This is a genomic window from Sinomonas sp. R1AF57, assembly GCF_002224485.1.
In the GTDB taxonomy this organism is placed as follows: domain Bacteria; phylum Actinomycetota; class Actinomycetes; order Actinomycetales; family Micrococcaceae; genus Sinomonas; species Sinomonas flava.
Genome location: NZ_CP022463.1, coordinates 2676384 through 2701831, shown reverse-complemented (window position 1 = coordinate 2701831; position 25448 = coordinate 2676384). Strand labels below are relative to the sequence as shown.

At 71.0% G+C, this 25448-nt stretch carries 26 protein-coding genes and 1 tRNA gene; 17 read left to right on the top strand and 10 right to left on the bottom strand.

What is annotated here, in order from left to right:
• The first annotated feature begins 2 nt into the window (after positions 1-2).
• Both CGQ25_RS12440 and CGQ25_RS12435 read left to right on the top strand, forming a co-directional pair.
• Positions 3-437 carry an OsmC family protein gene (locus CGQ25_RS12440; RefSeq protein WP_208710150.1) on the top strand — a complete coding sequence of 145 codons (435 nt, stop codon included), beginning with the start codon at positions 3-5 and terminating at the stop codon, positions 435-437.
• Between the two features lie 89 nt (positions 438-526).
• On the top strand, positions 527-1294 hold the full coding sequence (locus tag CGQ25_RS12435) for a hypothetical protein (protein ID WP_208710148.1): 768 nt from the start codon (positions 527-529) through the stop codon (positions 1292-1294).
• A gap of 39 nt (positions 1295-1333) precedes the next feature.
• On the opposite strand, the gene rarD is transcribed toward CGQ25_RS12435, so the two are convergent.
• Positions 1334-2311 (bottom strand): EamA family transporter RarD, encoded by a 978-nt coding sequence (rarD, locus tag CGQ25_RS12430; RefSeq protein WP_369802219.1) that lies wholly within the window; start codon positions 2309-2311, stop codon positions 1334-1336.
• Positions 2312-2440: 129 nt separating this feature from the next.
• On the opposite strand from rarD, the gene CGQ25_RS12425 reads away from it, so the two are divergent.
• The 4 genes from CGQ25_RS12425 to CGQ25_RS12410 all read left to right on the top strand — a co-directional run bounded on the left by CGQ25_RS12425 (position 2441) and on the right by CGQ25_RS12410 (position 7281).
• Positions 2441-3889 (top strand): FAD-dependent oxidoreductase, encoded by a 1449-nt coding sequence (locus CGQ25_RS12425; protein WP_208710146.1) that lies wholly within the window; start codon positions 2441-2443, stop codon positions 3887-3889.
• 112 nt (positions 3890-4001) lie between these two features.
• Positions 4002-4970: a hypothetical protein gene (locus tag CGQ25_RS12420; protein WP_208710144.1), complete on the top strand. Its 969-nt coding sequence runs from the start codon at positions 4002-4004 to the stop codon at positions 4968-4970.
• A gap of 105 nt (positions 4971-5075) precedes the next feature.
• The gene (locus CGQ25_RS12415) at positions 5076-6590 is read left to right on the top strand and encodes an APC family permease (protein WP_208710142.1); all 1515 of its coding nucleotides are present in this window, start codon (positions 5076-5078) and stop codon (positions 6588-6590) included.
• Positions 6591-6681: 91 nt separating this feature from the next.
• On the top strand, positions 6682-7281 hold the full coding sequence (locus CGQ25_RS12410) for a TetR/AcrR family transcriptional regulator (protein WP_208710140.1): 600 nt from the start codon (positions 6682-6684) through the stop codon (positions 7279-7281).
• Between the two features lie 93 nt (positions 7282-7374).
• Here CGQ25_RS12410 and CGQ25_RS12405 read toward each other — a convergent pair whose 3' ends face one another.
• Positions 7375-8865 (bottom strand): catalase, encoded by a 1491-nt coding sequence (locus tag CGQ25_RS12405; protein ID WP_208710139.1) that lies wholly within the window; start codon positions 8863-8865, stop codon positions 7375-7377.
• A 66-nt stretch (positions 8866-8931) separates the two neighbouring features.
• Positions 8932-9384 carry a Fur family transcriptional regulator gene (locus tag CGQ25_RS12400; RefSeq protein WP_208710137.1) on the bottom strand — a complete coding sequence of 151 codons (453 nt, stop codon included), beginning with the start codon at positions 9382-9384 and terminating at the stop codon, positions 8932-8934.
• Positions 9385-9512: 128 nt separating this feature from the next.
• Between CGQ25_RS12400 and CGQ25_RS12395 the strand changes: the two genes are divergently transcribed.
• The 4 genes from CGQ25_RS12395 to CGQ25_RS12380 are packed head-to-tail and all read left to right on the top strand — an operon-like array spanning position 9513 to position 12941.
• A complete protein-coding gene (locus tag CGQ25_RS12395) occupies positions 9513-10265 on the top strand; it encodes an alpha/beta fold hydrolase (protein WP_208710136.1) in 753 nt (250 codons plus the stop codon).
• A complete protein-coding gene (locus CGQ25_RS12390) occupies positions 10262-11035 on the top strand; it encodes a triacylglycerol lipase (RefSeq protein WP_208710134.1) in 774 nt (257 codons plus the stop codon). Before CGQ25_RS12395 ends, CGQ25_RS12390 begins: the two co-directional genes overlap by 4 nt.
• A 17-nt stretch (positions 11036-11052) precedes the next feature.
• The gene (gene htpX, locus CGQ25_RS12385; RefSeq protein WP_208710132.1) at positions 11053-11931 is read left to right on the top strand and encodes a zinc metalloprotease HtpX; all 879 of its coding nucleotides are present in this window, start codon (positions 11053-11055) and stop codon (positions 11929-11931) included.
• 2 nt (positions 11932-11933) lie between these two features.
• A complete protein-coding gene (locus CGQ25_RS12380; RefSeq protein WP_208710130.1) occupies positions 11934-12941 on the top strand; it encodes a ketopantoate reductase family protein in 1008 nt (335 codons plus the stop codon).
• 23 nt (positions 12942-12964) lie between these two features.
• Here the strand turns inward: CGQ25_RS12380 and efeB are convergent, their stop codons facing one another.
• Together efeB and efeO are read right to left on the bottom strand one after the other, a co-directional pair.
• Positions 12965-14248 carry an iron uptake transporter deferrochelatase/peroxidase subunit gene (efeB, locus tag CGQ25_RS12375; protein ID WP_208710128.1) on the bottom strand — a complete coding sequence of 428 codons (1284 nt, stop codon included), beginning with the start codon at positions 14246-14248 and terminating at the stop codon, positions 12965-12967.
• A gap of 13 nt (positions 14249-14261) precedes the next feature.
• Complete coding sequence (efeO, locus tag CGQ25_RS12370) at positions 14262-15182, bottom strand: iron uptake system protein EfeO (protein ID WP_208710126.1); 921 nt, start codon at positions 15180-15182, stop codon at positions 14262-14264.
• 246 nt (positions 15183-15428) lie between these two features.
• Here efeO and CGQ25_RS12365 point away from each other — a divergent pair, with 246 nt between their 5' ends.
• Positions 15429-16772, top strand: a complete 1344-nt coding sequence (locus CGQ25_RS12365; protein ID WP_208710123.1) for a hypothetical protein — start codon at positions 15429-15431, stop codon at positions 16770-16772.
• 92 nt (positions 16773-16864) lie between these two features.
• Here CGQ25_RS12365 and CGQ25_RS12360 read toward each other — a convergent pair whose 3' ends face one another.
• Positions 16865-17350: a YajQ family cyclic di-GMP-binding protein gene (locus CGQ25_RS12360; protein WP_208710121.1), complete on the bottom strand. Its 486-nt coding sequence runs from the start codon at positions 17348-17350 to the stop codon at positions 16865-16867.
• A 179-nt stretch (positions 17351-17529) separates the two neighbouring features.
• On the opposite strand from CGQ25_RS12360, the gene CGQ25_RS12355 reads away from it, so the two are divergent.
• Together CGQ25_RS12355 and CGQ25_RS12350 are read left to right on the top strand one after the other, a co-directional pair.
• Positions 17530-17826, top strand: a complete 297-nt coding sequence (locus CGQ25_RS12355; RefSeq protein WP_255405295.1) for a hypothetical protein — start codon at positions 17530-17532, stop codon at positions 17824-17826.
• A gap of 115 nt (positions 17827-17941) precedes the next feature.
• Positions 17942-18023: transfer RNA gene (locus CGQ25_RS12350), tRNA-Tyr, on the top strand.
• 69 nt (positions 18024-18092) lie between these two features.
• On the opposite strand, the gene CGQ25_RS12345 is transcribed toward CGQ25_RS12350, so the two are convergent.
• Positions 18093-18590 carry a hypothetical protein gene (locus CGQ25_RS12345; RefSeq protein WP_208710118.1) on the bottom strand — a complete coding sequence of 166 codons (498 nt, stop codon included), beginning with the start codon at positions 18588-18590 and terminating at the stop codon, positions 18093-18095.
• A 52-nt stretch (positions 18591-18642) separates the two neighbouring features.
• Positions 18643-19704, bottom strand: a complete 1062-nt coding sequence (locus CGQ25_RS12340) for a glycosyltransferase (RefSeq protein WP_208710115.1) — start codon at positions 19702-19704, stop codon at positions 18643-18645.
• Between the two features lie 87 nt (positions 19705-19791).
• Between CGQ25_RS12340 and CGQ25_RS12335 the strand changes: the two genes are divergently transcribed.
• From CGQ25_RS12335 to trxA, 3 genes are all read left to right on the top strand, one after another.
• Positions 19792-20244 carry a MarR family winged helix-turn-helix transcriptional regulator gene (locus CGQ25_RS12335; protein ID WP_208710113.1) on the top strand — a complete coding sequence of 151 codons (453 nt, stop codon included), beginning with the start codon at positions 19792-19794 and terminating at the stop codon, positions 20242-20244.
• On the top strand, positions 20241-21509 hold the full coding sequence (locus tag CGQ25_RS12330) for an MFS transporter (protein ID WP_208710111.1): 1269 nt from the start codon (positions 20241-20243) through the stop codon (positions 21507-21509). Before CGQ25_RS12335 ends, CGQ25_RS12330 begins: the two co-directional genes overlap by 4 nt.
• Positions 21510-21640: 131 nt before the next feature.
• Positions 21641-22018, top strand: a complete 378-nt coding sequence (trxA, locus tag CGQ25_RS12325) for a thioredoxin (RefSeq protein ID WP_208710109.1) — start codon at positions 21641-21643, stop codon at positions 22016-22018.
• 111 nt (positions 22019-22129) lie between these two features.
• Here trxA and CGQ25_RS12320 read toward each other — a convergent pair whose 3' ends face one another.
• The gene (locus CGQ25_RS12320; protein ID WP_208710107.1) at positions 22130-22408 is read right to left on the bottom strand and encodes a putative quinol monooxygenase; all 279 of its coding nucleotides are present in this window, start codon (positions 22406-22408) and stop codon (positions 22130-22132) included.
• A gap of 34 nt (positions 22409-22442) precedes the next feature.
• Here CGQ25_RS12320 and CGQ25_RS12315 point away from each other — a divergent pair, with 34 nt between their 5' ends.
• Positions 22443-24134: an AMP-binding protein gene (locus tag CGQ25_RS12315; RefSeq protein WP_208710105.1), complete on the top strand. Its 1692-nt coding sequence runs from the start codon at positions 22443-22445 to the stop codon at positions 24132-24134.
• Between the two features lie 45 nt (positions 24135-24179).
• On the opposite strand, the gene CGQ25_RS12310 is transcribed toward CGQ25_RS12315, so the two are convergent.
• A complete protein-coding gene (locus CGQ25_RS12310) occupies positions 24180-25358 on the bottom strand; it encodes an SLC13 family permease (protein ID WP_208710103.1) in 1179 nt (392 codons plus the stop codon).
• Positions 25359-25448: the final 90 nt, after the last annotated feature.

Sequence of the window (25448 nt, the reverse complement as noted above, 5' to 3'; positions counted from 1 at the left end):
CGATGGACTTCGCGGCGCGGATCACGACGGCGGCGCCCGGCACCGGCGGCGAAGCCGCCCCCACCGACCCCCTGCTCATCCGGCACCACCGGACGGGCGCTGCCGAGGTGGCCTTCGCCGTGCCGTCCGGGGGGCACCTCCTGCACCTCGCCCTCGCGACCTGCGTCTTCAATGACCTCCACGGCGCTGCGGCCGCCCGCGGGATCCTGCTCGGGCGGGTCGAGGTGCGGGCGGACGGGTCCTTCGACGATGCCCTGACGCGCTCCACCGGCATCGTCCTGGACGTCGAGGCGGAGGCGGAGGGAACCGCGACCGGGGACCTCGACCGCCTGGTCCGCGAGGTCGTCGATGCCGCGGTCATCGTCCGCATCGTCCGCGCCTCGGCAGATGTCCGGCTCGCCTCCGTGGTGGTGCGCACGACGCCGCCCGCCGCCTGACGCGCTCGGCTCGCCGCCGCCGTCGTGCGCCCGGGGAGGGCGCGCGGCCCGGGCTTTACGGGGTCCGGGTCACGGGACGACCATGGAGCATGAGCGCTGAACCCCGCGCCGTCGCCCCTCCTCCGGGTCCCCTTCCCGCCGTCCGGTCCGAGCAGCCCGCCGCGCAGACCCCGGACGCAGCCCAGACACCGAGCGCAGCCCAGGCCCCGCCGGCGGTGGTTGCCCAGATCCTCGCCACGGAGCACTGGAGCCTGCTCGGCACGCGGAGCATGCTCTGGAGCGAGCTCATGAGCCGCATCAGCATCCACCTCACCGTTTCCTCGGCGGCCCTCGTGGTGCTCGCGCTCGTAGCGCAGGGGACGGGCTTCGGCGGAGGCTTCTGGGTCATGGCGATCGGGCTCGCCTCGGTGATCCTGGTCCTCGGCACGCTGACCCTGCTCCGGGTCACCATCGGCAGCCAGGAGGACCACCTGCTGATCGCGGGGATGAACCGCCTGCGCGCAGCGTACCGGGACCTGGCTCCCGGCATCGAGGAGGCGTTCGTGACGTCCGCCTCGGACGACCACGAGGGCGTGTTTGCGACCTACACGCTCGGCGCACGGCGGCCGGTGGTGCTGCACGCCGTGTCCAGCACCGCGTTCTTCCTGCTGTGCTTCAACACCATGGTCACCGCGGTCCTCGCTGCGCTCATCACCTTCGTGGCCGGCGGAGCCACGCTCGCGGTGGCGCTGGTCGGCTCAGGGGCAGCGGCCGTGTACCTCGCGGCGCACACGGTCATCTCGATGCTGCTGTTCCGGGAGCTGAGCGCGGGTCACCGGGACCTCGGTCCGGTGCGCAGGCGCCACACGCAGGGCTGATGCTCGGGGCCGGCCGTCGAGGGTCCGTCCTGCGCCGGCTCAGGCCGCGCGGGAGCGAAGGGCCGTCCGGCGCCGACGGGACACGAGGAGCATGTCCGCGGTGAGGGCCGCAAGGGCGAGCCACACGATCCCGAAGCCAACCCACCGCTCTGCCGGCATGTGCTCGCCGAGGACGGTCACCGCGAGGACGAACTGGGTCAGGGGCGCGATGTACTGCAGGAGGCCGACCGTGGTCATGGGCAGCCGGCGGGCTGCGGCGCCGAAGAAGAGGAGCGGGGTCGCGGTGATGATGCCGCTCGCCGCGAGCAGCCAGAAGTGTCCGGCCCCGTTCCCCGTGAGCGTGAGCGTACCGGCGGCGGCGAGCCACACGACGACGCCTGCCGCGAGGGGCGCGAGCACGACCGTCTCGACAGTGAGGCTCGTGACGGCGTCGACCTTCGAGCCGACGCGGTTCTTCACGAGCCCGTAGAAGCCGAAGCTGAAGGCGAGGATCAGCGCGATCCAGGGCACCTGCCCGTAGGCGACGGTGAGCACGACGACGGCGAGCGTGCCGATTCCGACGGCCGCCCACTGGAGGGGCCGCAGCCGCTCCTTGAGGATGAGCACGCCGAGCAGCACGGAGACGAGCGGGTTAATGAAGTACCCGAGGGCCGCCTCGATCGCCTGGCCGTTGAGCACCCCGAACGTGTAGGTGAGCCAGTTGACGGCGATGAGTGCCGCCGCGAGCGCCAGCGGACCGAACACGCGGCCATTGCCGAACGCGGCCGCGAGCGCGCGCCACGAGCGCATGACCGCGATGAGCGCGAAGCAGACGACGAGGGAGAAGAGCACCCGGTCAGCGACGATCTCCACCGGTCCGGCGGGTGCGAGGGTGATGAAGTAGAGCGGAAGCAGGCCCCAGAGGCCATAGGCTCCGATGCCGAAGAGCAGGCCGGCTGACTTCGCTGGGCGGGACCCCACTGCGGCGTCAGAGGGCCTGGTGGGCGCGGGGGAGTCGGCGATCTGCTTTTCGGTCACTCGCGCGACAACATCCAGGGTCCCTCGCCTATTCCCTGCTACGTGTGAAGCGCCGGTGAACGCTGGGAACTAGACTGGGGCGTTGTGCGCGGTCCGCCGCCGCCTGCATCCCGTCCGGAAGGAACTGAAGTGCCTGAGGCTCCCGCTTCCCGCCCGCTGCGCGTCGCCATCATCGGCGCCGGCCCAGCCGGGGTGTACGCGGCGGACATCCTGACCAAGTCGAACGAGGTCAAGGACGGCGACGTCGAGGTCAGCATCGACCTGTTCGACCAGTACCCCGCGCCGTACGGGCTGATCCGCTACGGCGTGGCGCCGGACCACCCCCGCATCAAGGGCATCGTGAACGCGCTGCACAAGGTCCTGGACCGGGGCGACATCCGCTTCATCGGCAACGTCACCTACGGGCGGGACCTCACGCTTAAGGACTTCCGCGGCTTCTACGACGCCGTGATCTTCGCGACGGGCGCCCTCAAGGACGCACCGCTCGAGATCCCGGGCGTCGAGCTCGAGGGCTCCTTCGGCGGCGCGGACTTCGTCTCCTGGTACGACGGCCACCCGGACGTCCCCCGCGACTGGCCGCTGACGGCGAAGGAGGTCGCGGTCATCGGCAACGGCAACGTGGCCCTCGACGTCGCCCGGATGCTCTCGAAGCACGCCGACGACCTGCTCGTGACCGAGATCCCGGACAACGTCTACCGCGCCCTCAAGGCCAGCCCGGTCACCGACGTGCACGTGTTCGGCCGCCGCGGTCCGGCCCAGGTGAAGTTCACCCCCCTCGAGCTGCGCGAGCTCTCGCACTCGCGCGACGTGGACATCGTCCTCTACCCCGAGGACTTCGAGTTCGACGACGCCTCCGACGAGGCGATCAAGACGAACAACCAGGTCAAGACCATGGTCAACACGCTCGCCAACTGGATCGCGGAGGACCAGGACACGGGGGCGTCCCGCCGCCTGCACCTTCACTTCCTGCAGAGCCCGGTGGAGATCTACGACTCGCCCGAGACGCCGGGGAAGGTCGCAGGGATCCGCTTCGAGCGCATGGAGCTTGACGGCACCGGCAACGTCCGCGGGACCGGAACGTACGAGGACTACCCGGTGCAGGCGGTGTACCGGGCCATCGGGTACCGTGGGTCCGAGCTCGCCGAGATCCATTTCGACGAGCGCCGCGGCGTGATCCCCAACGAGGGCGGGCGCGTCCTCGACGAGGAGGGCAACCCCTTGGTGGGCATCTACACGACCGGGTGGATCAAGCGCGGTCCCGTGGGCCTCATCGGCCACACCAAGGGCGACGCGCTCGAGACCATCGGCTGCCTCCTCGAGGACCGGGACTCCCTGCCGCCGGCCGAGAACCCCGACGAGCATGCGATCATCGCGCTGCTCGAGGAACGGGGCATCGAGTACACCACGTGGGCCGGCTGGAACGAGCTCGACGCCCATGAGCGGGCCCTCGGCCAGGCCTGGGCCGGACAGGCGGCCGACGGCCAGGCCGGGGCCGAGGGCGAGCGGATCACCCGGGAGCGGGTCAAGGTCGTGCCGCGCGAGGACATGGTGCGCATCTCGCGCAAGAACGTCGGCTGACCTGCCCTCCGAACGGTCCTGCACCGGGAGGTAACGCCCGCGCCGCCCGGGCTTAGAATCGGCGCTAACCTCTGCCGCAGTCCGCGGGAGGGACCGGGGGAAGGACGCGCCGATGGCAGTGACCGCCCGGCACGGAAGCGGCGCAGCGGCGGCGTCCCCCGCGGCAGGCGCCTCGGGGGCCCGCGCGCGGTTGGGCCGCGTCCGCTGGGGGGCCGGGGTCGGCAACGCCGTCCTCGCCGGCGCAGTGGGGGCAGCCGTGGTCGCCGTCGCCCTGGCCACTGGGCCGCGTCAGGGGAGCCCGACGCCGCAGGCCGTCCCCGCGGTCGACGCGCCGACCATCGTGGGAGCCCCCGTGCCTGCCGTGGCACCGACCATCGTCCCCGATCCCTCCAGCACGATGGCGCCTGAGGCGCTCCCTGGGATCTCCCTGCCCGAACTGCCGGCCAAGGCAGCGTCCCCTGCCCCCGTGCTGCCCACCACGCCGCCCGCCGTGGCTGCCACCCCCGCGGCCGCCGCGGAGGCCGCTGCATCACCATCGTCCACGCCCACCCAGACGGGCGCGCCGTCGTCGCCCGCTGAGGCCGCCGGACCGCCGTCGGCCGGAGGAACGCCCGCACCCCCACCTGCCTCTGCCGCGCCGACCCCGACGACGACGGACTCCGGTGCGTCCCCGCCGAGCACGGCGCCGTCACCGACCCCGACCGCCAGCCCCTCCTACGTCCTCTCCGGCGTCCTCGTGCAGGCCTGGGACGCCGCCGCCGGGACCCGGACGGACACCTTCAGCGTCTCCGCCGATCCGGCCGGGGACCAGCGGCCGCCCGCCACGGTGACGCTCTCCATCGTGTACCCTTCGGGAGCGATCGGGTCCATGGCGGTGAGCGCCGAGGGCTGGACCTGCCAGGCCGAGAGGCCGGGGGACGTGGAGTGCAGGCGCGCCGGCGTGCCGAACGGCGGCGCGCTGCCGCCGGTCAGTCTGGTGTGGAGCGCTGCGGGGCAGTCGCAGGACGGCATCACCGCGACGGCCGGCATGGCCGGCGCCGCCGCGCCGGTGACCTTCGGGTCTCCGTCCGCCGGGGACTGACCACGCCCGCTATGTCTCGCATGCTGAGACGTTCTGAAGGTCTCGCGTGCTGGACGCGTACAGTTGACGGGTTTGTGTCATCCCCCTGAACACCAGGAGTCTGGTATGCAGATCCTCCGAACGAAGCCGATCGAGACCACGATCGCCGATTCGCACGAGCCCGGCCGCCGACTCAAGCGGTCCCTGAGCACGTGGGACCTTATGATCCTGGGCGTCGCCGTCGCCGTCGGCGCCGGGATCTTCTCCGTAGGCGCCAAGGCCGCCGCGAACTTCGCCGGTCCCGCCGTGACGCTGTCCTTCGCCATCGCCGCCGTCACCTGCGCCCTGGCCATCATGTGCTACGCCGAGTTCGCCACCGCGATCCCGGTAGCGGGATCGGCGTACGTCTTCACCTACGCCACCATGGGCGAGCTCCTCGCCTGGATCATCGGGTGGAACCTCATCCTCGAGCTCTTCACGGCGGCCGCGGTGATCGCCAAGTACTGGGGCATCTACCTCAGCAAGGTGTTCTCGCTCGCCGGACTCGACGTGCCCCCGAGCATCCAGCTCGGGCCGGTCGAGCTCGTGTGGGGCCCCTTCCTCATCGTTGCGATCTTCACGGTCCTCCTCGTGCTCGGCACCAAGCTCTCGGCCCGCGTCGGCAACGTGTTCACCGTGATCAAGGTCGCCGTCGTGCTGTTCGTGATCGTGGTCGGCTTCTTCTACGTCAAGGCCGAGAACTACGCCCCGTTCATCCCCGACGCCGTCGCCACGAAGGGCACTGGCGGGACAGAGGTCCTCCAGCAGTCCCTCTTCTCCTTCCTCACCGGCTCCGCGCCCGCCCAGTACGGGCTCTTCGGCGTGTTCGGCGGCGCCGCGCTCGTCTTCTTCGCGTTCATCGGCTTCGACGTCGTGGCCACGAGCGCCGAAGAGGTCAAGAACCCCCAGAAGACCCTGCCGCGCGGCATCTTCGGCGGCCTCGCGCTCGTGACGCTCCTGTACATCCTCGTCTCGCTCGCGCTCACCGGCATGGTGCCCTACACCACGCTCGCCGAGGCGAAGGCGCCGACTCTGACCACCGCCTTCGAGGCCGTCGGCAACACCGACGCCGCCAAGGTCATCGCCTTCGGCTCGCTCGTGGGCCTCACGACCGTCATCATGGTCCTCCTCATGGGCCTGGCGCGGGTGATCCTGGCGATGAGTCGCGACGGACTGCTTCCCCGTGCCCTCTCGGTGACGAGCGAGAAGCGCGCGACCCCGGCCCGCCTGCAGGTCATCTGCGGTGCGGCGGTCGCCCTGGTCGCCGGCCTGACGAACGTGGACGTGCTCGAGGAGATGATCAACATCGGGACGCTCTCGGCGTTCGTCGTCGTCAGCCTCGGCATCCTCGTGCTGCGCCGGAAGCGCCCCGACCTCAAGCCCGCGTTCCGGGTTCCGTTCGGCAAGGTCGTCCCGGTGGTCTCGGCGATCCTGTGCCTCTACCTCATGACGAACCTCGCGGTGGAGACCTGGATCTACTTCGCGGTCTGGCTTGTCGCGGGGCTGGCGATCTACTTCCTCTACGGGCAGCGGCACTCGCGGCTGAACGAGCGCTTCGCGCACGAGAGGGACGCCGTTGCCCAGCCCGAGGCCCGGCGCTAGCCGTCGGGCGTGGCCCTTGGGTATGAACTGAACGACGACTCGTTTTGCAGGATCTGTCACAAAGGTGAGCGTTCCTGTCTAGGATAGAGGCATGGCACGACCTCCACGGCCGGAACGCAAGCAGGAGCTCCTCGAGCAGATCCTTGACTATCTGCTGGATTCGACGCTCGCTGACTTGACGTTCCGTCGACTCGCCGAGGGACTCGGCATCAGCAGCTACGTCCTCGTCTACCACTTCGGCAACCGCGACCAGCTCGTGGGTGAGATCATCCGCGGGATCGCCCAGCGGTTCCAGAGCATCGAGGCCGACGGCATCCCCCGGACGGGCCGGGCGGATCTCGTCGCGTGGGCGCGCCGCGCGTTCGAGCTCTCGCTCGACCACCGTGGGCGGCACCTCCAGCGCCTCGAGTTCGAGGCGTCGGTGCAGGATGTCGTGGCCGAGAACCCGCGGAGGGCAGGCGTGGACGCCTACGAGCACTGGCGGGCCTTCCTGGCGGGCTGGCTCGTGTCGCAGGGAGTGCCCGCGGCGCAGGCTGCGTCGGTTGCCCGCGCCTACGTCGGCGCGATCATGGGGCTCCTGTACGACTTCGTCATCACCGGGGAGCGCCGGGCCGTCCTGGAGTCCTTCGACCTCATCGCCGAGGCGTTCGTGCAGCAGCTCTCCGCGCCTGCCCGTAGCGCCGCGTCCTGAGCGCCGCCGCCGGAGCGCCGCTCCGCCGGGCCGCCCACGGACGCGAAAGGGGCCCCGTTCACAGCGAACGGGGCCCCTTCAGCGTCTGAGGGGTCAGCCGATCTTGTTGGCCGCCTCGGCCTGGGAGACGTCCTGGCGACCGAGCTCCACCCGGAGCTTGGCGCCCAGCTCGGAGTCGACGTTCGTCCAGTACTGGATCGCGCGCTCCTTGATCTCCGGGCTCTTCACGCCCCCGACCGCCCCGGCGATGGTGGAGAGGAAGCGGGCGCGCTCGCCGTCGTCGAACACCTCGCGGTAGAGGATGCCCGGCTGGACGAAGTCGCCGTCCTCGGCGTGGAGCGAGTGCGCGGAGAGGGTCAGCGCGCCGTCGTTCTCCCAGCCGCCGCCCACGGTGCCGGCAGCGGGCTCGATCGCCGCGGGGCCGCCCACGGAGTTCGGCGCGTACACCGGGGTGCTCGGGGAGTTGAAGGTGATGCGCCCCGCACCGTCCTGGCTGTAGTTGCGGACCTCGCTCTTCGGGGCATTGACCGGCAGCTGCGCGTGGTTCGTGCCCACGCGGTAGCGGTGCGCGTCCGCGTAGGAGAAGATGCGCGCCTGGAGCATCTTGTCCGGCGAGGCGGCGATGCCCGGGACGAAGTTCGACGGCGCGAAGGCAGCCTGCTCGATCTGCGCGAAGTAGTTCTCCGGGTTCCGGTTGAGCTCCATCGTGCCGACCTTGATGAGCGGGTAGTCCTTCTTGGACCAGACCTTGGTCAGGTCGAACGGGTTGTAGCGGTACGTCTTGGCGTCCTCGTACGGCATGACCTGGACGAAGAGGTCCCAGCTGGGGAAGTTGCCCTCCGCGATGTTCTCGTAGAGGTCCTGGATGTAGTAGTCGGCGTTCTCGCCGGCCAGGCGCTCGGCCTCCTCGCCGGTGAGGTTCTCGACGCCCTGGTTCGTGTGGAAGTGGTACTTCACCCAGAAGCGCTCGCCCTCGGCGTTGATCCACTGGTAGGTGTGCGAGCCGTAGCCCTGCATGTGCCGCCAGGTCTTCGGGAGGCCGCGGTCGCCCATGAGCCAGGTGACCTGGTGCGCGGACTCGGGGGAGAGGGTCCAGAAGTCCCACTGCATGTCGGCGTCGCGCAGGTGGCTGCCCGGGAGGCGCTTCTGGGAGTGGATGAAGTCGGGGAACTTGATGCCGTCGCGGATGAAGAACACCGGGGTGTTGTTGCCGACGAGGTCGTAGTTGCCCTCGCTCGTGTAGAACTTCACCGCGAAGCCGCGCGGGTCGCGCCAGGTGTCGGGGGAGCCGTTCTCGCCGGCCACCGAGGAGAAGCGGATGAGCATCTCGGTCTCTTCGCCCGGCTGCAGGAACGCGGCCTTCGTGTACGCCGAGACGTCCTCAGTGGTCTTGAAGACGCCGAATGCCCCGCCGCCCTTGGCGTGGACGACGCGCTCCGGGACGCGCTCGCGGTTGAACTGCGCGAGCTTCTCGACCAGGTAGTGGTCGGTGAGGATGATCGCACCGTCGGCGCCGACGGACTGCGCGTGGGCGTCCGAGACGACCGGGGCCCCGGACTGGGTGGTGGAGTAGTTGAGCGTCATGTCTCTCCTTCTCGAGGCGCTGCGCGCCTGTACTGGTTGTCGTGTGGCTGGAAAGCTCGTGGCGGCTCAGGCCGTGGGGGCGGGAGCCCCTTTCGCGGCGCAGTCCGCGCAGATGCCCACGTACGTGACGTCGGCGATCATGATCGTCATCCCGTGCGTGTCGCTCGGGGTCAGGCAGGGGGCATGGCCCACTGCGCAGTCCACGTCCTCGACCCGGCCGCAGGCCGAGCAGATCGCGTGGTGGTGGTTGTCCCCGACGCGCGTCTCGTACAGCGCGGGGGAGTGCGGGGGCTCGAAGCGGCGCAGCATGCCGAGGTCGGTGAGGTCGCCGAGCACCACGTACACGGACTGCGGGGTGATGTCCGGAAGCTCGTCGCGTGCGGCGGCGAGGATGGCGTCGGCCGGCGAGTGCGGGTGGGCCTCGACGGCGTCGAGCACGGCGAGACGCTGCTTGGTCACGCGTCGGCCGTGAGCGCGCAGGGCCGAAGCCCATTCGGTGTGCTCTGAGCTCGGATGCATGGCTCCATTCAAGCACTTATTTTGACAAGTTCACAATAAGGCGAGCCTTACCGATCCTGTGGGGTGGCTGGGAGCCCGGGCCGCCAGCGGTGGCTAGTCTTGGGAGACGGCCAGAGAGAGGGAGGCGCATGCGCCGGTTCGGCGAACGGCAGGTGGTCGAGGGCGGCCGCGAGCTCTGGGTCTACTCGGGCGGCGCGGGCAGCCGCGACTACGTCCTCGTGCACGGCATCGGGGTCTCATCGCTCTACTACCGTCCGCTCGCCGAGGTGCTCGCGGCGCACGGCAGGGTCCACGTGGTCGAGCTCCCCGGCTTCGGCAAGTCGCTCACGCCCCGCAGGCCGCTCTCCATCGAAGACTTCGCAGAGACGGCATGGGAGGCCCTGGACACGCTCGGGATCCGCGACCCCGTCCTCATCGGCCACTCGATGGGCGCCCAAGTGGTCGTCGAGATGGCCATCGACCGGCCCAGCCCCCGCCCGATTGTGCTGCTGGGGCCCACCGTCAACGTCCGCGAGCGCACGGTCCCGCGCCAGGCCCTCCGGCTGACGTGGGACAGCATCATCGAGCCCTTCGGCGTGACGCCGATCGTCTTCGGCGACTACATCCGCTGCGGCGTCCCCTGGTACGTGCGGACGCTGCGCGAGATGATGCGGCACCGGATCGAGCAGCGGATCCCGCTCGTCGAGGCACCCATCCTGCTCATGTCCGGCCGCCGCGATCCGATCAGCCCGCCCTCCTGGCTTCGCACCCTCGCCGGCCTCGCCCGGTCGGCGCGGACCGCGGTCCTGGACCGGGAGGCCCATGTCCTGATGTTCCGCGGCGCCCGGGAAGTCGCCCGCAGCATCGTGCAGGAGGCGGACCGCGCCGAGGAGAAGGCGTGAGCCCATCGAACCGGAAGCCGCGGGAGCGGCTCGGCCGGGCCGCATGGCTGGCCGAGGGACTGGCCCGCGACGCGGCCTACGTGACCGTCCGCCAGTTGGGCGCGCTCGGAGCACGACGCCGCGGGGCGGCTGCGCTTGGACCCGACGGCTCGCGCGTGGTGCGCACGACGCCGGCGCCTCCCAGCGTGCGCCGCCCACCCGCCGTCGTGCTCATCCCGGGGATCTACGAGCCGGCCGCGTTCATGGACCCCCTGCGACTGTGGCTCGAGCGGCGCGGCCACGAGGTGGCCATCGTCGAGGAGCTGGGCTGGAACCTGCGCCCGCTGAAGGAATCGGCTGACCTCGTGGCGGCCCGCCTCGAGGAGCTCGGGATCGCGGACGCGCTCGTCGTCGCGCACTCGAAGGGCGGCCTCATCGGCAAGGAGCTGATGGTGTCGCACCCCGGCCTCGCGGCGGGGATGGTGGCGGCCTCCACGCCGTTCGCGGGCCACCCGTACTCGCGCTTCGCGCCGACCCCCTCGCTGCGGGCCTTCAACCCGGCGCTGCCGGCGCTCGCGGCCCTCGCCAGGGAGCAGTCGGTCAACAGCAGGATCGTCTCCGTGGCCGGCGCGGTGGACCCGATCGTCTCGCGCGGCACCGAACTCGAGGGTGCCCGGAACGTGCGCCTGCCGGTGGTGGGGCACTTCCGCATCCTCGGCCACCCCGCCTTCCTGGAACTCCTGGAGGGTGTGCTCGGGGAATGGAACTGCTGGCCCGTGCCGGATCGTTGAGACAGCAGGAGGTCAGGGTGCACAACCACAACAACGGACTCAAGACCGCGGCGCTCTTCGGCGTGCTCTGGGCGGTCCTTCTCGGCATCGGGGCGCTCGTGGGAGTCGGGACGCGCAGCGCCGCCCCGATCTGGATCTTTGCGGCGATCGGCCTCGCGATGACGTTCTACAGCTACTGGAACAGCGACAAGATCGCGCTCCGCTCGATGCATGCCTACCCGGTGACCGAGGCGGAGGCGCCCGGGCTCTACCAGATCGTGCGGGAGCTCTCGCAGCGTGCCGACCAGCCCATGCCCCGCATCTACGTCTCGCCCACGCAGTCCCCGAACGCGTTCGCGACCGGCCGCAACCCGCAGAACGCTGCCGTGTGCTGCACCGAGGGCATCCTGCAGCTGCTCGACGCCCGCGAGCTGCGCGGCGTCCTGGGCCACGAGCTCATGCACGTCTACAACCGCGACATCCTCACCTCGTCGATCGCCGCGGCGGTGGCCGGCGTCATCACCTCCGTCGCCCAGTTCGCCATGTTCTTCGGCGGCGGCAGCGACCGGGACCGGAACGTCAACCCGATCGCCCTGCTGGCCCTGAGCCTCCTCGCGCCGTTCGCGGCCTCGCTCATCCAGCTCGCGATCTCCCGCACCCGGGAGTACGACGCCGACGAGGACGGCTCCCAGCTCACCGGCGACCCGCTCGCGCTGGCCTCTGCGCTGCGCAAGATCGAGGGCGGCGTGCGGATGGCGCCGCTCCCGCAGGACCAGAAGCTTGTCAACACCTCCCACCTCATGATCGCGAACCCGTTCCGGGGCGCCGGGATGGCCAAGCTCTTCGCGACGCATCCGCCCATGGCCGAGCGCATCGCCCGGCTGGAGGGGATGGCCGGCCGGCCGCTGGGACGCTGACGATGCGGATCGCTGTCATCGGAGCGGGGGCGATCGGTGCGACCCTTGCGGCCCTGCTGGACAGGGCCGGGCACACGGTGGAGGCGACGGCCCGTGGCGAGCGGCTCGCTGCGATGCAGTCCGACGGGATCCGGCTGTCGGGGGCGTGGGGCAAGCATGTCGCCCGCGTCGCGGTCGCGGAACGGCTCGCGATGCGGCCCGACCTCGCACTGCTCTGCGTCAAGGCCCAGGACGAGGAGGAGGCGATCCGTGCGAATGCCGCGCTCCTCGATGGCGTTCCGCTCGTGGTCGTGCAGAACGGGCTCGACGGCGTGGTCCGCGCGGAGTCCGTCCGGCACGGCGCGTTGACGACCGGCGCGCCCACCGTCGGGGCCATCGCCTTCTTCAGCGCGGACTGTCCGGCCGCCGGCGAGGTGCGTGTCCTGGTCCCCGGTCCGCTGTACCTCGGCGCCGGCGACGGCGAGCCCAGCCCCGACGCCGTCGCCGCCGCCCGCACGCTGGCCGATGCGATCCCGGCCCGTGCCGTGCGGAACTTCGCCGGCTGCCAGTGGACCAAGCTCGTCGTCAACCAGATCAACGCCATGCCCGCCGTCACCGGGATGAGCGTTCAGGCCACCCTCGGGGACCGGACACTGCGGGCGGTCGTCCTCGAGAGCATCCGGGAGGCCATCCGCGTGGGCCGGAAGCAGGGGCTCGCGTTCGGCTCCCTCGAAGGCATGACCCCGCTCACGCTCGCCGTGCTCGGGTCCGCGCCACGCGCCGTCGGACGCGTCCTCCTCGGCATCATGGCCCGGCGGCTCGGCACGGAGCCCGTCCTCGGCTCGACCCTGCAGAGCGTCCAGCGCGGCGCGCCGACCGAGATCGACCACCTCAACGGCGCCGTGGTGGAGCGGGCGCGCGCGGTCGGCGTGGAGGCGCCGGTCAACGCCGCCCTCACCGAGCTCGTCCACGAGGTCGAGCGGACGCGCCGCTTCTTCACGCCCGCGGAGGTCGCGGCGCGCCTCGGCTGAGCCGCGCCCCCGCTGTCCGGGGGTCAGGCGAAGAGTCCCTCACCGATGAAGCCGTCAGGCCGCACGCCCGGCGGCACCGCGAAGAGGCCCGAGCCGGTGTGCTTGAGGTACTCGAGCGCGAGGCGGTCGGACTTCGCCATCGCCATCTGCATCGGCACGTAGTGGGTACGGGGATCCCTGACGAATGCGAGGAAGAACAGCCCGGCGTCGAGGTGCCCCAGACCGTCGCTGCCGTCGGTGTAGTTGTAGCCGCGACGGAGCATGTGCACGCCCTTGTTCTGCCCAGGGTGCGCGAGGCGGACGTGGGCGTCCCTCGCGATAGCCGGTCGCCCGTTGGCTCCCTTTGCCGCGAAGTCCGGCGCCTCGAATTCGCCGCCGCCCGAGAGTGGACCGCCGGCGGCCTTCGTCCGGCCGATGAGGGCCTCCTGCTCGCCCAGGCTCGTGCGGTCCCAGATCTCGATGTGCATCCGGATGCGCCGCGCTACCAGATAGGAGCCGCCCTCCATCCACGCCTCGCCCGCCGTCTCCCCAGAGCCGGCCCAGACGTGGTCGCGCAGCAGGTCGGAGTCCTCGGCACGCAGGCTCGCCGTTCCGTCCTTGAACCCGAAGAGGTTGCGCGGGGTCTCCTGCGAGCGCGTCGTCGAAGAGGTGCGGCCGAAGCCGAGCTGGGACCAGCGCACGCGCACCGTCCCGAAGCCGATCCGCGCGAGGTTGCGGATCGCATGCACGGCCACCTGCGGGTCGTCCGCACAGGCCTGCACCATGAGGTCCCCGCCGGTACGGGCCGGCTCGAGGGCGTCGCCGGGGAAATGCGGCAGCTCGGCCAGAGCCGCGGGCCGGCGGCCCTCGAGGCCGAAGCGCGGTGCGCCGTCCTTGACGAAGAGGCTCGGGCCGAAGCCGAACGTGAGGGTCAGCCGGGACGCGGACAGGCCGAGGGCCTCGCCCGTGTCCTCGGGCGGGGCCGCCGGGTGCCCGCCGGCCGCGCCGGTAGCGCCCGTCTCGCGGCCGGCCGTCAGCACCTCCGCGGCAGCGGTCCAGTCCTGGAGCAGCTTCACGAGCGCGGCGCGGTCGTCGGTGACGACGTCGAAGGCCGCGAAGTGCAGCCGGTCCTGGGCGGGCGTGACGATGCCGGCCTGGTGCTCCCCGTGGAAGGGGATGACGTCCCCGACCGCGCTCGCGGGCGTCGCGAGGGCAGCGCCGTGCCCCGCCCAGCCGAGGGCGAGGCCCGCTGCCCCCGCCCCGGTCGCACCCGCCGCGGCGAGCAGGCCGCGGCGGGAGAGCGGCGGCGTCGTGCGTCCCTGCGTCATGCCGAGGCCTCCGTCACGCCGCGACGGCCGCGGTGAGCTTCGAGAGCGGCTCGCCGAGCGCGTCGACGAGGCCGGCCAGCTCGTGGACCTGGGCGGGCGTGAGGTCGGTGTAGGCCACGAAGCCCTCGCCCGCGGCATGCTTCGCGAGCCCCGAATCGACCGCGGCAAACTTCGCGTCGAGGTCCGCGACGAGGGCGGCGTCGGTGCGGGCGAGGGCCGGCCTGAGGGCCTCGTAGGCGGCCTTCGCGCCGTCCACGTTGGCCCTGAAGTCCCACAGGTCCGTGTGCGAGAAGGCCTCCTCCTCGCCCGTGACCTTGCCGCGGGCCACCTCGTCGAGGAGTTCCTTCGCGCCGGCGCCGAGCTCAGCGGACTCGAACGTCACCGTCTCGATGTTCCTGTGGAGGCCCTCGGTGTCCGCGACGAGCGCATCGGCGATCTTCTCGCGCTCGGCCTTCGTCATGGCCGTGTAGCCGGCCGGCGGGAAGAGGTCCTTCTCGGCGCGGTGCCAGCCGGTCCACTCCTCGCCCGGCTCGAGGTCCGCCTCGCGGGTGTCAAGCTTCGCGTCGAACTCCGTGAACTTCTCGGCAGCGGGCTCGATCCGCTCCCAGTGCATGCGGGTGCTCGCGTAGAGCGCGCGGGCCTTGTCGGCATCGCCCTCCTCGAACTCGGCGGCGAAGGCCTTGGTGCCTTCAAGGAGCCTCTCCGATTCGGCCTTGATGAACGCGGTGAAGGTCCCCTCGCCCTTCTCGAGCAGCGCGGCGGTCTCGGTGTCGAGCGCCTTGGTGGCGGAGGGGGACGCTGCCGGCGAGGCCGTCGTGTCGCCGCCGCACGCGGCGAGGGCGAGCGTCGCGGCGACGGCGGTGGCGAGGGCTGCGGTACGGAGGGCTGTGTGGCGCGCACGACGGCGTGCGGCCGGCTGGGCGGTCGAGGGCATGGCTGTCCTTCGGTCAGGGGGTGCATTTCTTTGGTGAGGCTTGCCTAACTCGGACAGTAGTGGCGCATGGCTCGATTACGCAACTGTTTCGTGCGCTATTGCGTGAGGGTGCATCCACGTGACGCGCCGGGCTGCAGGGGAGCTGCCCGCCCGCGTGGTCTAATGGAGCGATTTCACATCGAGATGCCGATGGGCTCGCCCGTGAGGGCCGCGCTCCCGAAGGCAGATGACCCGAGGGGAGCGCGCATGGCGTTCACTGTGGCGACGGCGAAGGTCGACATCACGCCCACGCTGAGTTCCAACCCCTACATGGCCGGCTACGGGACGCCGGACGGCGGCCGGCTCGCCACGAGCAGCACTCCGTACCAGCCGCTGTGGGTCCGCGCGGTGGTGATCCGTGAGAACGGGGCCCCGCGCCTGATCCTGAGTGTCGACGTCCTCGCGATCCCGCGGACGATGCACCAGCGCATCCGGCCGCGGCTCCTCGCGCTCGCGAACTGGGCAACCTCGGACATCCTGCTGCAGGCCACCCACACGCACAACGGTCCGACGCTTGTGGACGCGCTGCACCCGTTCACGACGTATGGGATGGTCCAGCTCGACCAGATCCGGGCCTATTCGTCGTGGCTCGAGGACCGGATCGTCGAGGCCGCGCAGAGCGCGCTCAACGCCGGGCAGACCAACGTGACCCTGGACTACCAGGTCATCCAGCAGACCTGGTCGGTGAACCGCGTGGGCCTGAAGTACGTCGAGACCGATGTGCCCGTACTGGTCTGCCGGCGGTCGAACGGCACGCCAGCCGTGGTTGTCTTCGGCTATGGCACGCACCCCGTCGCCGCGGGCGACCGCTCCCTCTTCGACGGCGACTACCCCGCCGGGGCCTGCAACTACATCGAGAACCGCTCCGACGCCTTCGCGCTCTTCCTCCTCGGCCCGGCAGGCGACCAGAACCCCTCAGGATCCCCGAGCTGGACCCTGCGCGACCAATGGGGAGACTCGCTGGGCTCCGCCGTCCTCAACGCCGCCCAGAGCGCCGGCCGCGCCCTCACCGGCCCCATCACCACCAAGTACCAGGAAGTCAACCTCCCCCTCGAGATCGACACCTCGGACGCCAACCTCGCGGCCCTCCGCGCGGCATATGCGGCCAGGCTCCCCAACCTCGGAGGCTTCCCGGCGTACTACGTGCGCCACGCCGCGGTGATGATGGCCAGGATCGACTCCGGCAACGTCGCCACCAGCGTCCCCTCCCCCTTCCAGGTCTGGACCATCGGCGGCGGCACCCCGCTGCGGATGGCCTTCGTCGGCGGGGAGATGGTCAGCGGCTACGCCGCCTACTTCCGCTCCAAGTACGGCGGATCGGCAGGGATCTGGATCGGCGGCTACGCCAACGAATCCTGCTGCTACATCCCGACCAACGAGTTCTTCTCCCCCTACATGACCGCCGGCAGCTACGAGGGCGGCTGGGACACCGACGCCCCCGGCATCGCCGGCGGCTCCATGACCGTCTACGGCCACATCGCCCACTTCCGCGCCGGCACCAACGGCGTCGAAACCACCCTCATCAACGCCCTCACCGCCATGCTCGGCTGACTCCGCCCGCCGGGCGGGCGCGCCGTGTGCAGGGAGGCCCGGAACGCGTCAGGCCCCGGCTCGCGGAGCCGGGGCCTGACGCGGGGGAGCGGTCAGCGGAAGTTGACGAACTGGAGGTCCACGTCCTCATAGCCCTTGAGCAGGGCGATCGTGGACTGCAGGTCGTCGCGGGACTTCGAGGAGACGCGGAGCTCGTCGCCCTGGATCTGCGCCTTGACGCTCTTGGGTGCCTCGTCGCGGATGAGCTTGGAGATCTTCTTCGCGTGCTCCTGGGAGATGCCCTCCTTGATGGAGGCTTCGATGCGGTACTCCTTGCCGGAGGCGAAGGGCTCGCCGGCGTCGAGGGACTTCAGCGAGATGCCGCGCTTGATGAGCTTCGACTCGAACACGTCCAGAACGGCCTTGACGCGCTCCTCAGCGTTGGCCTTCATGAGGATCTTCTCGCCCGAGAAGTCGATCTCCGCCCCGACGCCCTTGAAGTCGTAGCGCTGGGCGATCTCCTTCTGCGCCTGGTTGAGGGCGTTGGCGACCTCCTGCTTGTCGACCTTGCTCACAACGTCGAATGTCGAATCTGCCATGGCTGCCTCCGGAACTGTTCGTGGTCAGATGCTGGCCACCAGACTAGCCTCCTGCGCCCTTCCGGCGACCCTGTGAGCGTGGGTTGCGGCGCACAGTTCACTCTCAGCCGAAGCCCAGTGGGATCGCAACCTCCGCTGGGATCGTTGGATCCATCGAAAGGCTGGCAAGGGAGGAATCCGTGTCTTCGACAGACGCGCGCCCCGGAGGCGCTGAGGGACCGACGACGGCGAAGCGCACCTTCGCGGGGAGGGCGGCCGCCGCCGCGGGCGGCGTCGTGGCGGCGGCGACGCTCGCAGCCGGCGTCGTGATGTCCCCGGCCCCGGCGCCCACGGTCCGGCTCGACGGCGTCCACGCGGACCTCCAGCGCGCTGTGGCGCTCCGTCAGATCACCGGAGAGCAGGCGGCGTTCCTCGAGGCCCAGCTGAGGCAGCAGATCCTCTCGGACGCCGCAGCCAGCGGCGCCGGAACTGCCTGAAACTTGGCCACAGCCCCTGCCCGAGCCCCGATTCGACGCGTGGCCGAATGTTCTGTAAGGTTGTCTTGCTCGCACCGCAGGACACCGGATGGCCGGTGAACCGTGTGTGGATCTTGGCAGATTACCCGAGCGGCCAAAGGGGGCTGACTGTAAATCAGCTGGCATTGCCTACGGGGGTTCGAATCCCTCATCTGCCACGTTGTGAGAGAACACCCCCGGTCTTCGGACCGGGGGTGTTCTGCTTTCCTGCCACGCGGGCTGACCGCTCAGTCCAGTGAATCCGAGATGCGCGCCGACCGCTCCGCCAGAGAGCTTCCCCGCGGGAGCCGCGCCGTCTGGCCTTCGGGATCCACGTACAGGTGGTGGCAGAGGGTGGTGATCAGGCCGGCGACCGCCACGGACCAGTAGATCAGCCGCGCATTCTCCGCCCCGAGCACCGCCAGCGCCCAGGCGTCGGCCTCGCTGTGGCCCAGCGCCGTCCGCTGGCCCAGCAGTCTGTGATCGGTCCTCATCGATACGGTGTAGAGGTCCCCGGTCAGCGACGGATCGGAGGCGAACCACGAGTAGGTGCTCACCCGGGCATCGAGCGTGACGCTCAGGGACCGGTCCTCCACGGACCTGACGGGCCCCATGGAGGGTCGCCGCCAATCCGGCCCCCGGTCGGGGCCGTCGCGTCCGGAGGGGGACCATAGGCTGGCGCGCAGGTGGGCCAGACCCTCCGAGTGGTGTTCCTGGATCAGCGCCAGGAGTTCATCTGTACCCATCAGTACATTTTAGTCCCCTCCGTCTAGGCGCGGGATCACTGGCAGCGCCCTCTCACAGGCTTCCGGCCGCCACCGACTCGAGGAGGTCCGCCCCGCGCGTCCGCCCGTCCAGGGCCCTCGCGCGCTCGCCCATGCTTGCGGCCGCGGCGCGGTGCGGGCCGTCGCCGAGGAGCTGCTCGACCGCCGCGCGGATCCTCCTCGGCGGCGAGGTGCGGCGGAGCCTCCTGCCCACCCCGGCGCGTTCGACGGCGCGCCCCACCCAGGGCTGGTCCGTCGTCGGGTTGAGGGGGAGGACCAGGAGCGGGACGCCGTGGGTGAGCGCCGCCATCGCGGTCCCGTGCCCGCCGTGCGAGACCACGAGCGACACGTGCGGAAGGACTTCCTCATGCGGGAGCCACCGGTGCACCTCGACCCCGTCGGGGATGCGGAGCGCCGCCGGGTCCAGCGAGGGCCCCGTGGTGGCGATCAGGCGCGCCGCAACGCCGTCGACCGCGTCGAGGACGCGCTGGAACGTCGCGGCCAGGCCTGGGAAGCCGGCCGTGCTGAGGCTGATCAGCACGGTGGGCGTCTCCGGGCGCGCGGGGACGCCGCGGACCATCGGCCCGACGTGGACTACGTTGCCGTGGCCGCGGTCGAACTCCGGGATCGACGCCGTCATGACCGGCCGGCCGGCGTCGAGCAGGTCCATCGGGCGCAGGCCCACGGGGAGCAGGGCGGCCTGCGCCACGGGGAGCATCCTGCGGAGCATGCCGTCCAGGGTGTGCTCGAGGACCACGTACTCCCGGCCGACGCGGCGCAGGGCGTCCATGACCCCGAACAGGACCACGTCCACGACGACGACGTCCGCCGGCCGCGCGGCCACCTCGGCGAGGACGTCCTGCTGCATGCCCGGGCTCGTGATGACCTTCAGGAGCGCGAGCGGCGACGTGCCGGCCAGCGCCGCGGCGCCCGGCGACCCGAGGAACGGAACCCCCGCGGCAGCGAAGGCCGCGGCCTGGGAGGGATGGCCCATCACCGTGACTTCATGCCCGCGGGCCACGAGCTCCTGCCCGAGGGCGAGGAAGGGCACCGCGTTGCCGCCGCCCTCCCACGTGACGAACAGGAAACTGCTCACGGGACCCCCTCCTGCCGGTGCACCGAGTGTACGGGGCGGCGGGCCAGGGCTTGATTTTAGGTAACCTAACAATTAGGGTACCTAAATATGAGTTCCGGTGACCAGGTGACTGCCCTCGCAGGCGCCTTCCGCGAAGCCCTCCGGCACGGCGTATGGGTCGCGCGGAGGCTCGATGAGGTCTCGACCCTCCCCGCCGCCCAGCTGAGCGTGCTGAACATGGCCGAGGGCGAGGGGCTCCGCATGGGCGTCATCGCCAAGAACCTCGGCGTGAAGGTGCCTTCCGCGACCGAGCAGGTGGCTCGGCTGGAACGGGCCGGGCTCCTCGAAAGGCGCGCCGACCCGCTCGACGCGCGCGCCGTCGTCGTGCGCCGCACCCCGGCCGGCGACCGGGCCGCGGCCGAGGCCAACGGCGGGCGCAATGAGCTCATGGCAGCAGCCATCGCCACCCTGACCGAGGCGGAGCGCGCAGCCCTCGCCGCCGCGCTGCCGGTCATGGACAAGATCAACCAGTACTTCACAGAGACGGAGAAGCCCGCATGACCGCCGAACCCGGCGTCCGCTCCCACCAGACCAGTGCCCCGGCGTCACCCCAGACGGGTCACCCGGCGGGCCACGAGGTCCTCGCCGCGGAGAAGGCCTCGTTCTTCCGCCAGCCGAAGGCCGTCTGGGCCACGGCCGCGGCCTCGGTGTTCGCCTTCATGGGGATCGGCCTCGTGGACCCGATCCTCCCCGCCATCGCGGCGAACCTGGATGCCAGCCCAAGCCAGGTCTCCCTCCTGTTCACGAGCTACTTCCTCGTCACGGCCGTCATGATGCTCGTGACCGGATGGGTCTCCTCGCGGATCGGCGGGAAGAAGACCCTCCTCATCGGCCTCGCCCTCATCGTCGTCTTCTCGAGCCTGGCCGGCACGAGCCAGAGCGTGGGCGAGCTCATCGGGTGGCGCGCGGGCTGGGGCCTGGGCAACTCGCTCTTCGTGGCCACGGCGCTGGCCGTGATCGTGGGCGTGGCCTCGGGCGGGACGGCGACCGCGATCATCCTCTACGAGGCCGCACTGGGCCTCGGGCTCTCCCTCGGCCCGCTCGCGGGCGCCCTCCTCGGCGGATGGCAGTGGCGCATGCCCTTCTTCGGCACCGCCACCCTCATGGCCGTGGCGTTCATCGCCATCCTGGCCACGCTCCCGAAGACCCCGGCCGCTGCCCGGAAGACCAGGTTCCGCGACCCGCTCAAGGCCCTCGGCCACGCAGGGCTCCGCTCGGTGGCGGGCAGCGCGTTCTTCTACAACTTCGGCTTCTACACCGTCCTCGCCTTCGTCCCGTTCATCCTCGGCATGGATGCGTACGGGATCGGCGCCGTGTTCTTCGGCTGGGGCGTCGCCCTCGCGGTCTGCTCGGTGTTCCTCGCCCCGCCGCTCCAGGCCCGGTTCGGCGACGTCACCGTCCTCGCCGGAACCCTGTCAGGCCTCGCGCTCGTCCTCGTGGGCCTCGCGGTAGCGGCCGCGGTCCACGCGGTCCCGGCCGTCGTCGTGCTGACCATCGTGGCCGGCGCGCTGCTGGGCGTGAACAACACGGTCTACACCGAGCTCGCGATGGGCATCTCCGACGCTCCGCGCCCGGTGGCCAGTGCGGGCTACAACTTCGTGCGCTGGATGGGCGGGGCGCTCGCCCCCTTCATCGCCACGTGGCTCGGGGAGACCTTCGGCGCCCCCGTCCCGTTCTACGCCTCGGCGGCCGCGCTCGTGGTGTCGATCGCGATCGCGCTGGCGGGCCGGCGCTACGTCACCGCCCACGAGCCTTCCGCCGTTTGAGCGGCAGCTGCGGGGGAAGGTAACCACGACGGGTCCGGTGCGTCCGCGACCGGGTGGGCCGCGTGGGAATGAAACCCCCACGGGTATCGTTGAGACTTCCAAGACCGCAGAAACACGTGAGGAGCGCGGGAATGGCAACCAAGAACATCACCGGCGAGCAGTTCGCCGACGTCATCGAGAACAACGACATCGTCCTGGTCGACTGGTGGGCGTCCTGGTGCGGCCCGTGCCGCCAGTTCGCGCCGACCTACGAGGCCGCTTCCGAGAAGCACTCCGACGTGGTCTTCGCGAAGGTGGACACCGAGGCCGAGCAGATGCTGGCGGCCCAGGCGAACATCACCTCCATCCCGACCCTGATGGCGTTCCGCGAAAAGGTCCTCGTCTTCTCCCAGCCCGGCGCCCTCCCGCCGGCCGCCCTCGAGCAGGTCATCGAGGCGGTCAAGGGCCTCGACATGGAGGACGTCCACAAGAAGGTCGCCGAGGCGCAGGCCAAGGGCTCGGACAACTGAGCCTGCAGCGCTGACCCCTGCAGCACTGACCACAGCGCGACGGCGCCGCTCCCCGCTGGAGGGGGAGCGGCGCCGTCGTCGTTAAGCCCTGGTCAGGGCGCGTGCAGGCGGTCAGACGCGCTCGACCTTGACGGGCTCCGCCAGGAGGGCGCTGAGCGACTCGTTGAGGTCCTGGACAGCGGCGCCCTTCGAGTGAGCGTCCAGCTCCTCCTCGGAGGCCCACAGCTCGGACAGGATGATCCGGTCCTCGGACTCCTCGGTGATCTCGTACTGGAGGCAGCCCGGCTCGCGCTGGACCTCCTCGATCGCGATGTCCAGGGCCAGCTTCACACGGAAGAACTCGCCCTCGTTCGGGATGAAGGTCGCCTTCAGGCGCACGGGATCAGTCATGGTGGCCAGCCTACCGAGTTGGTAGCTTTCGATCATGCAGACGTCCTACACGGCAGGCGAGACGACGACGCCCCTGCTCGAGGAGACCATCGGCGCCAACTTCGCCCGCATCGCCGAGCGCTTCGCGGACCGCGAGGCCCTCGTGGAAGCCGCACCCGACGCCGGCGCTGACGCCGCCCGCCGCTGGACCTACGCCGAGCTCGCGCACGACGTCGATGCCGCCGCCCGCGGCCTGCTCGCCGCGGGCGTGGGGAAGGGCGAGCGGGTGGGCATCTGGAGCCCGAACTGCGCCGAATGGACCATCCTCCAGTACGCCACCGCGGCGATCGGCGCGATCCTCGTCAACGTCAACCCCGCGTACCGCAGCCATGAGCTGCAGTTCGTGGTGAAGCAGAACGGCATGCGCATGCTGGTCGTCGCCCCGAGCGACCGCACGAGCGAGTATGTCGCGATGGCCCGCGACGCCCTCGCCGAGTGCCCGGACCTGCGCGAACTCGTGTTCCTGCCCGCGCCCCATGCCCCGGGCGGGGCGGTGTACGAGGCGGGCGCGCCGGCGTCGCCCGAGGAGACCACGTGGGAGGCGCTCGTCGGGCGGGCGGGGGAGGTGCCGGCGTCGGCCGTCGCCGAGCGCGCGGCGACCCTGGCGCCCGAGGACCCCATCAACATCCAGTACACCTCCGGCACCACCGGGTTCCCGAAGGGCGCGACGCTCACGCACCGGAACATCCTCAACAACGGGTTCTCGATCGGAGAGCTCCTGCGGTACACGGAGGAGGACCGTGTGGTGATCCCGGTGCCCTTCTACCACTGCTTCGGCATGGTCATCGGCAACCTGGCAGCCTACTCGCACGGGTGCGCCACCATCCTCCCCGCGCGCGGCTTCGCCCCCGCCGCGACGCTGCGCGCTGTCCAGGACTTCGGCGGCACGTCCCTCTACGGGGTGCCCACGATGTTCATCGCCGAACTCGCGCTGCCCGACTTCCCCTCGTACCGGCTCGGCACGCTGCGGACAGGGGTCATGGCGGGCTCGCTGTGCCCGATCGAGGTCATGAAGCGCGTCATCGCCGACATGCACATGACGGACGTCGCGATCTGCTACGGCATGACGGAGACCTCGCCGGTCTCCACGATGACGCGCGACGGCGACACGCTCGCCCAGCGCACCGAGACCGTCGGGCGGACCATGCCGCACCTCGAGTCGAAGGTCGTGGATCCCGCGGGGGAGACGGTGGACCGCGGCCAGATCGGCGAGCTGTGCACGCGCGGCTACGCCGTCATGGCCGGGTACTGGGACCAGCCCGACAAGACCGCCCAGGCCGTCGACGCGGACGGGTGGATGCACACCGGCGACCTCGCCCGCATGGACCAGGAGGGGTATCTGGTGATCGAGGGCCGGATCAAGGACATGGTGATCCGCGGCGGCGAGAACGTCTACCCGCGCGAGATCGAGGAGTTCCTCTACCAGCACCCGTCCGTCCAGGACGTCCAGGTCATCGGCGTCCCGGACGCGAAGTACGGCGAGGAGCTCATGGCCTGCATCATCCTCAAGCCCGGCGTGGACCCGCTGACCGCCGAGGACATCGCCGACTTCTGCCGCGGCCGGCTCGCCCACTACAAGGTCCCGCGGTACGTGGACATCCGCGAGTCGTTCCCGATGACCGTGTCGGGGAAGATCCGCAAGGTCGAGATGCGCGAGGAGGCCATCGCCCGGCTCGGGCTCGGCTGAACCTGCGGCGGTTCGCCCGGGCCTGCAGGGTGCTCCTGGACCCGTTCACGGGATGGCCGCGAGGAGCGCGGCCGGAACGACCATGAGCGGGACGAGCACGGCCCCCGCCGCCGCGTACCCCCACCACGAGATCGAGACGCCCAGCCGCCGCAGCTGCTCGTGCCAGATCAGCGTGGCGAGCGAGGCCCAGGGCGTGATGAGTGGCCCGGCGTTGACGCCCACGAGCAGGGCGGCCAGGCGCGCCGGACCCCCCGCGGCCTGCTCGAAGGCGAGGTACGCGGGAAGGTTGTTGACGAGGTTGGACCCGGCCGCGCCGACGGCTGCGACCCGGACGAGGTCCAGCGGCCCGCTCCCCGAGCCGAGCAGCGCCGCCGCGAGGTCTCCGCCGCCGAGGTGCTGGAGCGCCTCCATGAGCAGGAACAGGCCCGCCGCGAACACCACCAGCTGCCAGGGCAAGAGCGCCCAGCGCAGGACCCGCGGCCGCCGTGCCGCGAAGGCGAGGACGAGCACTGCTGCCGCGGCCGCCGAGGGGATCCAGGGGGCCACGCCTGAAACGAGGCCCGGCAGCAGGGACGCGAGGACCACGGCGCTGGTTCCCAGCAGGACCCGATCGGCCCGGGCGCCGCCGTCCCCCTCGGCCGGCGTCCGGGACGTGCGGAGCGGGTCGTAGCGGGCGCGCAGGTCCTTCCGGAACAGCACGGCGACCGCGAGCACCGGCACGAGCGCGCACCACAGGGCGGGCAGCGCCATCCGGGCGGCGAATTCCGCCGGCGACACGTTGCCCAGGGAGTGCAGGGCCAGGAGGTTCGTCAGGTTGGAGACCGGGAGCAGCAGGGACCCGGTGTTGGCGAGCCACACGGCCGTGAGCGCGAACGGGAGCGGCGGGAGCCCGCAGCTCCGGGCGAGCACCACGACGATCGGGGTCAGCAGCACCGCTGTCGTGTCCAGCGAGAGGAAGACCGTGGCCGCGAGGGAGAGGACCGTGACGAGGGACCACAGCAGCCACGCGCGGCCGCCTCCCCAGCGGCGGAAGCGTGCGGCGATCCACTCGAAGAGGCCCGCCGCGTTGAACAGCTCGGTGACGACCGTGATGGCCGCGACGAAGGCGAGGATCGGGACCACCCGATCGGCGAGGGTGCCGACGTCCTCCCACGCCAGGACGCCGGCAGCGACGGCCGCGCCGCCGAGGACAAGGAGGACGGCGCCCACAGCGGCCAGAGGCATGGCGTCAAGTCTAGGGGTCACGCAGCGCGGGTCCGGACCGCCGCAGGGGTGACGTCGGCGTCAGTGGGGGTGATCTCGGCGTCAGGAGGG